This is a genomic window from Streptomyces xylophagus (assembly GCF_000716435.1).
Classification (GTDB): Bacteria; Actinomycetota; Actinomycetes; order Streptomycetales; family Streptomycetaceae; genus Streptomyces; species Streptomyces xylophagus.
In genome coordinates this window covers 346,030-356,030 of record NZ_JNWO01000006.1, presented here as the reverse complement: position 1 = coordinate 356,030, position 10,001 = coordinate 346,030, and the positions used below count along the sequence as shown (strand labels likewise).

Below are 10,001 nucleotides of genomic sequence, written 5' to 3'. Positions count from 1 at the left end.
GGGGGCGGCGGGGCGGGGCAGGCGGGCGGGGTGAGGACCCAGGTCGGGGCGGGGAGCCTGCGGGCGGGGTGATCGCGCCGGGCCGGGAACGGGAACGGGGCCAGGGCCAGGGTCGGGGGCGGAGCCAGAGCCGGAGTCGGAGCCAGAGCCAGAGCCGGAGTCGGAGTCGGGGCCGAGGCCAGAGCCGGAGCCGAAGCCGAAGCCGGGGCCGGAACCGGAACCGGAACCGGAGCCGGAGCCGGAGCCGAGGCCAGAACCAGGGCCAGAACCAGGGCCAGAACCGGAGCCTGAGCCAGGGCCGGAACCGAGGCCGGAGCCGAAGCCGGGGTGCGGTGGTGCCGGGCGCGGGGCCGGCGGGTGGGCCGGGCGGGGCACGGGTTTCCGCTCGGTCAACGCCTGGGCTTGTTGTGCGAGTTGGGCCTCTTCGCTGCGCTCGGCGGGGTCGACGCGCTCGACGGGTTCGACGGGTTCGACGGGTTCGACGGGTTCGACGGGTTCGGCGCGCTCGCCTTGTTCGACCCGCTCGGCTTGCTTGAGGGGTTCGGCTCGCTCGGGGCGCTCGGCTTGTTCGGGGCGTCCAGCTTGCCCGGCCCGCTTGGCTTGCCCGGCCCGCTTGGCTTGCTCGGCTCGCTCGGAGCGTCCAGCTTGCTCAGCGCGCTCGGCTCGCTCGGGGCGTCCAGCGTGCTCGGCGAGTCCAGCTTGCTCGGCGGGGTCACCTTGCCCGGCACGCCCACCCTGCCCGGCGTGCTCACCTCGCCCAGGGCGCCAACCCTGACCGGCCCTCTCACCCTGGCCGGCACGCTCACCCTGACCGGCCCGCCCACCCTGGTCGGCGGGCATACCCTGCCCAGCCCGCTCCCCCCTCCCTGCGCGGGCAAGGGACACGCCTGCCCTGCGTGGCGCGGATCGCCGGGAGTTGTTCGAGGAGGCCTCGGAACTCAGGTCGGAGGCGGAGGCGGAGGCGGAGGTGGCTTCGGCGGTGGAGGGCGGTTCTTCTACGGCGGGACGCTGCGTCGGTATGGCGTCCTCGACGGGGGCGGGATCGGGCTCCGGTTCAGGTATCCGGGGGTCGCGTGCCGCGCGGACGAGTGACGGTTCCAGGAAGGCCGGAGTGGGTGACTCCCGATAGACCTCCGGCACCGGCCCCTCCGTCAACTCCCCTTCCTCCGACGCCGGTTCCTCCGCCAACTCCCTTTCCTCCAGCGCCGGTTCCTCACCCGCCGCTCCCTCCTGCGGGAACGCGACCGGAGTCAGTGCCTCCTCCACCTCCGCCAACCCCGGTCGAACCGAAGGCTCCTTCTCCAGCAGCGCGGCCAGCACCTCCCGCAACGGCCCTGCCGCCGACGGGAGTTCGGGCTCCTCGTACAGCACCGCGTGCAGAGTCGCGAGTGTGGTGTCGCGGGCGAACGGGGAACGTCCGCCGAGCGCCGCGCAGAGGGTCGCGCCCAGGGACCAGATGTCCGAGGGCGGTCCCTGTGGACGGCCGGAGATCCGCTCGGGTGCCATGTAGTCGGGTGAGCCGACGAGCATGCCGACCATGGTGAGCGCCTTGGCGTCCTGGATCGCGGCGATGCCGAAGTCGGTGAGCACGACGCGTTGGCCGCGGCTCTCGACGAGTACGTTGCCGGGTTTGATGTCGCGGTGCAGGACGCCGCCCGCGTGCACCTGCCGCAGGGCCGCCACCAGGCCGAGTCCGATGCGGGCGGCCTCGCGCGGGCCGAGCGCGCCGTCCTCCGACAGGATGCGTTCCAGGGAGCGGCCGGCGACCAACTCCATGACGATCCACAGGCGTTCGCCCTCGTCGACGACGTCGTAGACGCGTACGACGTTGGGATGGTCGATCCGGGCCGTCGCCCTGGCCTCGCGGAGGGTGCGCTCGCGGCGGGTGCGGGTGTCCTCCGGGTCGAGGCCGTCTATGCGCATCTCCTTGACCGCGACCTGCCGGTCGAGCATCTCGTCGGCGGCTCGCCACACCCGCCCCATTCCCCCCTGGCCGATACTTTCGACCAACCGATAACGCCTCGTCACCAGCAGCCCCGGAGTACCGCCGCTCCCTGCATTCCCCGTATTCCCCGAATTCCCCATATTCTCTGGCAATCCGTCGCACCCCCCAACGATCGCCTAACTGTTCCCATACAAAACACAATGGTCACACTTCATGCCGTACCAGCATAGTGCGGAGAAATCTTGTGGTACCTCTTCAAGTACTGCGAATTCAGGCGCAGTCCCAGGGGGATACAGGGGAACGCAAGGGGGACGAACATGAGTTCTCGTCGTGCGACGACCATCACAGGATCGCTGCTCACGGCATCTTTCTCGGCGGTGATGATCCTTTCCTTCACCGCCTCGGCCGACGACCAGGGACCCGGGAGCAGCAAGGGGGGAAAGGCCGTGGACGCGGCTCCGGCGGGGGTGAAACTGACCACGCTGCTGCCGGAGAAGATCTCGGTCGACAACAGTTCGAAAAAGACGGCGATCACGGCCACGGTGAAGAATGAGGGGACCAAGGAGAGCGGCGATGTCAATCTCCTGGTCGTCGGTTTCGACGGTCTCAAGGTCAATAGCGTGCAGGGGTGTTCGGCGATCGCCGAAAAGGATCTGCCGCCCGGTTCGAACAGCGGATTCAAGTGCTCCGTCGGCACTCTCGCCGCGGGCAAGTCGAAGTCGTACGCCGTCGACGCGACGTACGACCTGAGCAAGGCCGGGAAGATCTGTCTGCCGGTGATGTCCGCCGACGGCAAGAAGACGTTCTGGCAGCAGGGCCCGGTCCCGTTCGGTACGACGAATCCGTCGCCGAACGCCCCGGCCACCCCGTTGCTGCTCGGCACCGACAACAAGCCGGTGGCGCCCGGCGGCGACACGCTGCCCAAGACGGGGGTTGGCGATGACGTGCTGCCCCTGGGCGCGGCCGGTGCGGCGCTGATCGCGGTGGGCGCGGCGGGTCTGTACTGGTCGCAGCGACGGCCGCGGCGACCCCTGGAGGGCTAGAGCGGCCCTGCGGGACCCCGCGGCCGAAGTCGGGCCAGGGCATGAGCAGAGAGGGAGGGCCGGGTCGCGGGAGCACCCAGCGCTCCCTCTCCGGGGGGCCGTACGGCGTGGAAACGTGAAAGAGGCCCGCCGGGTCCCCGTGCGACCCGGTGAGCCTCTTCCGCAGGAACCGCCTTGTCAGCGCTGCTTGTTGACGAACTTCCAGGCGGTCGGGGTCGCGCCCATCGCCAGGGCGGCCTTCAGGGCGTCGCCGAGGAGGAACGGGGTGAGGCCGGCGGCGATCGCGGCGCTCGTCGACAGGTCGAGGCTCAGCGCGAGGTATGGGACGCCGATCGCGTAGATGATCGCCTCGCCCAGCAGCATCGTGCCCGCCATGCGCAGGACCGAGCGGTCGGCGCCGCGGCGGGCCAGGGCGCCGACGGCGGCGGAGGCGAGGAGCATGCCGATGATGTAGCCGAAGGAGGCGCCACTCCCGTGGGTGCCGCCGGCGAACCACGGCACACCGGCGAGGCCGAGCAGCGCGTAGAGCGCGAGCGAGAGGAAGCCGCGCCCGGCGCCGAGGGACGTGCCGACGAGCAGTGCGGCGAAGGTCTGGCCGGTGACCGGTACCGGGGAGCCCGGCACGGGCACGGAGAGCTGGGCGGCGAGGCCGGTGAGCGCGGCGCCGCCGAGCACGAGGGCGATGTCCCGGACGCGGGAGGCGGGCAGCAGGTCGGCGAGGACCTGTCCGGGGCGGGCGGTGGCGACGGCGGTACTCAAGGGGAACTCCGCAGGTTGACGGGGGTACAGAGGGGACATCGTGACGCTATCCCAGGGCCCTCGGGCCGATCACCGTCAGCGCTCGACAAAGGGTTCGGCGGGGACTTGGTGGGCTCCGGACAAAGGATGCCCGTTACACGCGCCCGGGCGTGATGCCGGTCACGCGGACCTCGTGCCGTCTCGCACACCGACACCCGTTCCGTCTCGCACACCGGTCACCGTCTGGGCAGCCGTGGACCGTTTTGCTAGTTTCGACCGCATGGTTGCCCAGGCCCGGAACTTCGCGTCGCGTCGCTATGTCGACCTGCGACGCCAGGCCGCGGCGACCTGTTACCGCCCCTGAGGCGGGCGGAGCGGATCCGGTGCGCCTCGACGCATGTCTCGCGCGTGATGTGTGAGCTGCACAAGACGACGGCGCACTGTCGGACCCGTTCCCGAGGAAGATCCCCATGCCCCGTACCGCGGCACCGCTTCTCCCGTCCCGCTCCCCCAACTCGCCGAACTCCCCCAACTCACCCAATTCCCGCGTGCCCCGCGCCGCCGACAGCGACCGGCGCCGCACCAACGCGAGTGTCATCCTGCGTTCGGTGCTGGAGCACGGCCCGGTGGCCCGCTCCACCATCTCCCGGCTTACCGGACTGTCCCCGGCGTCGGTCACCGACTACTGCGCCCGCTTCACCGAACTCGGCCTGATCCAGGAATCCGCCTCACCTCAGCGCTCGAACGGTGTGGGCCGACCCCATATACCCGTCGACCTGGACGCGTCACGGTTCCTTGTGGGCGGGGTCCATGTGGCCGTGCCCTATACGACGGTCGCGCTGCTCGATCTGCGCGGGCGGGTGGTCGCCGAGCGGCGCATTGGGCACGACATCACCGACCCCTCACGCGTGTTGGCGCGGGCCGCCGAAGGGCTGGACGCGCTGCTCGCGGAGGCGGCCGGGGCCACCCCGCTGGGTGTCGGGTTCGCCGCCGGCGGCTGGGTGGACCGGGACTCCGGGACCATCGTCGACCATCCGCTGCTGGGCTGGCGGGACGTCCCGGTGCGCGAGATCCTCGGCTCCCGCACCGGGCTCCCGGTCCATGTCGACGGCCACGCACGGGCGTTGGTGAACGCGGAGCGCCTGTTCGGGCGGGCGGCCCGGGGCAGCCGTAGCGTGCTGCATCTCTTCGTCGGCAATGTCGTCGACGCGGCGTTCGCCACCAACGACGAGGTGCACCACGGTCCCCGATCGCAGGCCGGGGCGATCGCCCATCTGCCGCTGCGCGGCGGCACCGAGCCGTGCGACTGCGGGCGCGTCGGCTGCCTCCAAGTGGAGCTGAGCGAGCGGACGTTGTGCCGGCGGGCCCGGGAGGCGGGGATCGTCGACGGGGTGAACCCGACCCATGTCGTGGCGGCGGCCGAGCGCGGAAACCCGGTCGCCGTACGGCTGTTGACGCAGCGGGCGCGGATGGCCGGGCGGGCGGCCGGGCTGCTGCTCGACATCCTCAACCCGGAGACGGTGGTCGTCACCGAGCTGGGGATCATCCACCGCGAGGACTGCCTGCGCGCGCTGCGCGAGGAGGTCGGTGACGCCCGTGCGTCCGCCGTCGTGCCGACGAGTTTCCCGGATTCCGTGCTGGCCGTGGCGGGCGGTTCGGTGATGCTGGACGTGCTGTACCGGGATCCGTTGAGCGCCTCACCGGCGACTATTTAATTCAGAAACTCCGAATGTTGACAGGGGGTGGGCGTGACCGGGAACATCCTGGTCATGAGCCTGTCGATGAGTTGTCGCACTTCTTGTTGCTGACCCGCTGAAGCGCCCCGAGCGCCGGCCTCATCCTGCCTGAATTCACTTTTCCAGCTTTCTGCTGCCCGGAATTCTGTCCGCATTCCCCAGCATTCCCCAGACTTCTCATCCGTTGAATCAGGGAGCCCTCCCATGCCCAGTTCCCGTGCGCCCGGCCTCGACCGGCGGCTCTTCCTCACCTCCGTGCTCGGTGCCGCCGCGGGCATCGCCGGCCTCAGCGGCTGCGCCACGAGCAGCGCCGCGGCCTCCAAGTCCGGGGCCGGTCTGTCGGCCCCGCTCGCCGAGAAGGTGCCGACCGGCACGAGTCTGAAGATCTCCTCGTATCTGAACACCCAGCAGCTGCAGTTCAAGCTGGCGAAGCTGCCCAAGTTGCCCTTCACTGTGTCGAGTTGGGTGAACATCGGGGCCGGACCCGATGTCATCAACGCGTTCCGCGCCAAGTCCCTGGACCTCGCCAACAACGCGGGCATCCCGCCGATCCAGGCGCACTACCAGGGCTTCGACGCGAAGATCGTCGCGATCAACATCACCCGCAAGCCCAACTACCTCTTCGCCACCAAGCCCGGCAGCGACATCCACACGGTCGCCGACTTCAAGGGCAAGAAGCTGGCGTTCTCGCAGGGCCAGGCCCAAGGCGTCGTCCTGCTGCGGGCGTTGAAGGAAGCGGGACTGAAGTACGACGAGGTGAAGCTGGTCCCGCTGACCAGCAACCAGTTCTTCACCGCCCTGCAGTCCGGCCAGGTCGACATCGCCCCGCTCGCCAACAGCCAGGCACCCGCGTACCTCAAGCAGTACGAGGCGAAGGGCGCCCGCGCGATCACCACCGATGTCGTAGACCTGCTCAGCCTGTTGTGGTCGCCGTCCGCCGTGCTGGCCGACTCCGCGAAGGCCGCCGCGATCGCCGCGTACATCCCGCAGTGGGCGCAGGGCCTGGTCTGGCAGTACGAGAACCCGGATACCTGGAACGAGGAGTTCTACGTCAAGACGCAGAACCTGACTCTCGCGCAGGCCCAGTCGGTCACCGCGCTGGCCAACAAGCCGTTGTTCCCGCCGAGTTGGGACGAGGCCGTGAAGTGGGAGCAGGAGACCGCCGATCTGCTGGCGGAGGGCGGCTTCGTGAAGGAGTTCAAGGTGGACTCGCTCTTCGACCGGCGCTTCGAGTCCATCGCGGCGAAGGCCGTACCGGCGGAGTACCGGAAGTGACGGCCATGACCACGACCACGTCCCAGACGACCGACGCAACCACCGTGCCGGTGACCGCCGTTGAGGAGAAGACGGCCGTACGACGCAGGCGGCGTCGCGGTCTCGCCCCCGGCAAACGCCTGCCCGCCTCCCGGATCGTCGGTCCCGTCCTCTTCCTCACGCTGTGGGCCGTCGCCTCCGCCGCCGGGCAGTTGGACCCGGCCGCGATCCCGGCGCCCTGGACGGTGCTGAAGACCGCCGGCCGGCTGTGGACGTCCGGCACGCTGCCCACGGACATACTGACCTCCCTGGAACGCGCCGCCTACGGCTTCGCCCTCGGCCTCACCGCCGGTGTCGTCCTCGCCCTGGCCGCCGGGCTCAGCCGGATCGGCGAGGCGCTGATCGACGGGACCGTACAGCTCAACCGGGCCATCCCCACCCTCGGCCTCATCCCGCTGTTCATCCTCTGGCTGGGCATCGGCGAGACCTTCAAGATCGCCATCATCGCGATCGTCGTCTACATCCCGATCTACCTCAACCTGCACGCCGCGCTGTCCGGCATCGACCACCGCTATGTCGAACTCGCCGAGGTCCAGGGCCTGTCGAGGCTCCAGTTCATCCGCCAGATCGTCATCCCCGGCGCCCTGCCCGGCTTCTTCGTGGGCCTGCGCCTCGGGGTGACCGGCTCCTGGCTGAGCCTGGTGGTCCTGGAACAGATCAACGCCACCAGCGGCCTCGGCTACATGATGTTCCAGGCCCAGAACTACGGCCAGTCCGACGTCATCCTCGTCGGCCTGCTGATCTACGGCGTGTTCGGCCTGGTCTCCGACAGCGCGGTCCGTCTCGTCGAACGGAGGGTGCTGTCATGGCGCCGCACACTCAGCAGCTGACCACCACCGCCCCCACCGTCCAACTCCGGGGCCTGACACGGTCGTTCGACGGCCGTACCGTCCTCGACTCCATCGACCTCGACCTGCCCGCCGGACAGTTCACCGCCCTGCTCGGGCACAGCGGCTCCGGCAAGAGCACGCTGCTGCGGGCCATCGCGGGGCTGGACCACGAGGTCGTCGGGAGCGGCCAACTCACCGCGCCCGAGCGGGTGTCGGTGGTGTTCCAGGACTCCCGGCTGCTGCCCTGGCGGCGGGTCCTCGACAACGTGCTGCTGGGGTCGGAGGGTAAGGAGGCCGCGGCGAAGGGGCGCGAGGCCCTCGCCGAAGTGGGGCTCGCCGGTCGTGAGCGTGCCTGGCCCAACGAGTTGTCCGGCGGCGAGGCGCAGCGGGCGGCTCTTGCCCGGTCTCTTGTCCGTGAGCCTGAACTCCTGCTGGCCGATGAGCCGTTCGGGGCGTTGGACGCGCTGACCCGCATTCGGATGCACGTGTTGCTGCGCGAGCTGTGGGAGCGGCATCGGCCCTCGGTGTTGCTGGTCACCCATGACGTTGATGAGGCGATCGTCCTCGCGGATCGGGTGCTTGTGCTGGAGGAGGGGCGGATCGGGCTGGACCTTGCCATCGATCCTGAGGTGCCGCGGGCGGAGTATCGGGAGCGGTTGCTGGCGGCGCTCGGTGTGACGTCGGATTCGCGGTGAGCGTCGGACTCGCGGTGACCGTCGGACTCACGGTGAGCGTCGGTTGCTCGTGCCGTCTCCTGGGGGCTACGCCCCCAGACCCCCATCGGCCCTGAAGGGGCCTCGTCCTCAAACGCCGGACGGGCTGGATATTGGCGGCCTGTGCCGAAAGGTCGCCGGACGGACTGGATATGGCGGCCCGTGCCGCAAAGCCGCCCGACGGACTGGATATGGCGGCCCGCGTCGAAAAGTCGCCCGACGCGCTGGATATTGGCGGCCTGTGTCGAAAAGTCGCCGGACGAGCTGATTTTCGCGGCCCGCGTCGAGAAGTCGCCCGACGCGCTGATTCACGCACCCGAACACTCACGTAAAGGAACTGGCATGCCCCGCCAACTCCACCTCAACGCCTTCCTCATGAACACCGGCCACCACGAAGCTTCCTGGCGCCTCCCGGAGAGCAACCCCTACGCCCACGTCGAGCTGGACCACTACATACGACTGGCCCGCATCGCCGAACGCGGCACCTTCGACTCCCTCTTCCTGGCCGACGGACCGCAGTTGTGGAACAACCTCGCCCAACGCCCCGCCGGAGCACTGGAACCGCTCACCCTGCTCACCGCGCTGGCGACGGCCACCGAGCACATCGGCCTCATCGCCACGGCGTCCACGTCGTACAACTCCCCCTACAACCTGGCCCGCAAGTTCGCCTCGCTCGACATCATCAGCGGCGGCCGGGCCGGCTGGAACATCGTCACGACCGCCGGTGCCGAGGCCGCCCGCAACTTCGGTCTGGAGCACGAGCCCGCGCACGCGGACCGGTACGCCCGGGCCGCCGAGTTCCTCGACGTGGCTCTCAAGCTCTGGGACAGCTGGGAGGACGACGCGATCGTCGCCGACAAGGCGGCCGGCGTGTGGGGCGACGACGCGAAGATCCACCCGCCGCGTCACCAGGGGACGTACTTCAGTGTCGAGGGCGCCCTCAACGTCCCCCGCTCACCGCAGGGTTACCCGCTTCTCGTGCAGGCGGGTTCGAGCGAGGACGGCAAGTCGTTCGCGGCGCGGTACGCGGAGGCGGTGTTCACCGCGCAGCAGACCCTCGCCGACGCGCAGACGTTCTACGCGGACCTCAAGTCCCGTACGGAGGCGGCCGGTCGGAACCCCGACCACATCAAGGTGCTGCCCGGCATCGTCCCGGTGCTCGGCTCGACGGAGGCCGAGGCACACGCGAACGAGCGACTGCTGGAGGACCACATCGTGTACACGCACGGAGTGGACCACCTGGAGCGGCTTCTGCAACTGGAGCCCGGGACGCTGGAGTTGGATGCCCCGCTCCCCGCCGACCTCCCTCCCGAAGACGCCATCGAAGGCGCCAAGAGCCGCTACACCCTCGTCGTCGAACTCGCCCGCCGCGACCGGCTGACCGTACGGCAACTGATCGGTCGGCTCGGTGGCGGACGCGGGCATCTCACCTTCGCCGGTACGCCGGAGCAGGTCGCCGACGCGATCGAGACCTGGTTCACCCAGGGCGCCGCCGACGGCTTCAACATCATGCCCGCGGTCCTGCCCTCCGGCCTCGAAGCCTTCGTCGACCACGTCGTCCCGCTCCTCCGCACCCGCGGCCTGCTCCGCACGGAGTACGGCCCGCGCACCACCCTCCGGGAGCGCTACGGCCTCCCCCGCCCCGCCAACCAGTACACCCAACCCGCCTTTGCCTGAAGGGA

The 10,001-nt window shown here is 69.9% G+C and carries 8 protein-coding genes; 6 read left to right on the top strand and 2 right to left on the bottom strand.

From position 1 onward, the window contains the following. On the bottom strand, positions 1-2,010 hold a 2,010-nt coding region (locus tag OO70_RS55990; protein ID WP_407702773.1), incomplete at its 3' end, for a serine/threonine protein kinase. Between the two features lie 252 nt (positions 2,011-2,262). On the opposite strand from OO70_RS55990, the gene OO70_RS15010 reads away from it, so the two are divergent. Next, positions 2,263-2,988, top strand: coding sequence for an LPXTG cell wall anchor domain-containing protein (locus OO70_RS15010; RefSeq protein ID WP_078651414.1), 726 nt, complete (start codon positions 2,263-2,265; stop codon positions 2,986-2,988). Between the two features lie 177 nt (positions 2,989-3,165). Here the strand turns inward: OO70_RS15010 and OO70_RS15005 are convergent, their stop codons facing one another. Beyond that, complete coding sequence (locus tag OO70_RS15005; protein ID WP_043669859.1) at positions 3,166-3,747, bottom strand: biotin transporter BioY; 582 nt, start codon at positions 3,745-3,747, stop codon at positions 3,166-3,168. Positions 3,748-4,196: 449 nt separating this feature from the next. Between OO70_RS15005 and OO70_RS15000 the strand changes: the two genes are divergently transcribed. From OO70_RS15000 to OO70_RS14980, 5 genes are all read left to right on the top strand, one after another. After that, positions 4,197-5,441 (top strand): ROK family protein, encoded by a 1,245-nt coding sequence (locus OO70_RS15000; protein ID WP_043669854.1) that lies wholly within the window; start codon positions 4,197-4,199, stop codon positions 5,439-5,441. A 225-nt stretch (positions 5,442-5,666) separates the two neighbouring features. Then, positions 5,667-6,737 (top strand): ABC transporter substrate-binding protein, encoded by a 1,071-nt coding sequence (locus OO70_RS14995; protein WP_043669850.1) that lies wholly within the window; start codon positions 5,667-5,669, stop codon positions 6,735-6,737. A gap of 5 nt (positions 6,738-6,742) precedes the next feature. Further along, positions 6,743-7,606 carry an ABC transporter permease gene (locus OO70_RS14990; RefSeq protein ID WP_043670023.1) on the top strand — a complete coding sequence of 288 codons (864 nt, stop codon included), beginning with the start codon at positions 6,743-6,745 and terminating at the stop codon, positions 7,604-7,606. Beyond that, entirely contained in the window at positions 7,582-8,301 is a 720-nt protein-coding gene (locus tag OO70_RS14985) for an ABC transporter ATP-binding protein (RefSeq protein ID WP_043669847.1), read from the top strand. Before OO70_RS14990 ends, OO70_RS14985 begins: the two co-directional genes overlap by 25 nt. A 360-nt stretch (positions 8,302-8,661) precedes the next feature. Further along, positions 8,662-9,996: an LLM class flavin-dependent oxidoreductase gene (locus OO70_RS14980; protein ID WP_043669844.1), complete on the top strand. Its 1,335-nt coding sequence runs from the start codon at positions 8,662-8,664 to the stop codon at positions 9,994-9,996. The last annotated feature ends 5 nt before the right edge of the window (positions 9,997-10,001 follow it).

Coding starts and splice junctions, on each gene's coding strand:
- OO70_RS15010 (WP_078651414.1), top strand. CDS start 2,263: ATGAGTTCTCGTCGTGCGACGACCATCACAGGATCGCTGCTCACGGCA.
- OO70_RS15000 (WP_043669854.1), top strand. CDS start 4,197: ATGCCCCGTACCGCGGCACCGCTTCTCCCGTCCCGCTCCCCCAACTCG.
- OO70_RS14995 (WP_043669850.1), top strand. CDS start 5,667: ATGCCCAGTTCCCGTGCGCCCGGCCTCGACCGGCGGCTCTTCCTCACC.
- OO70_RS14990 (WP_043670023.1), top strand. CDS start 6,743: ATGACCACGACCACGTCCCAGACGACCGACGCAACCACCGTGCCGGTG.
- OO70_RS14985 (WP_043669847.1), top strand. CDS start 7,582: ATGGCGCCGCACACTCAGCAGCTGACCACCACCGCCCCCACCGTCCAA.
- OO70_RS14980 (WP_043669844.1), top strand. CDS start 8,662: ATGCCCCGCCAACTCCACCTCAACGCCTTCCTCATGAACACCGGCCAC.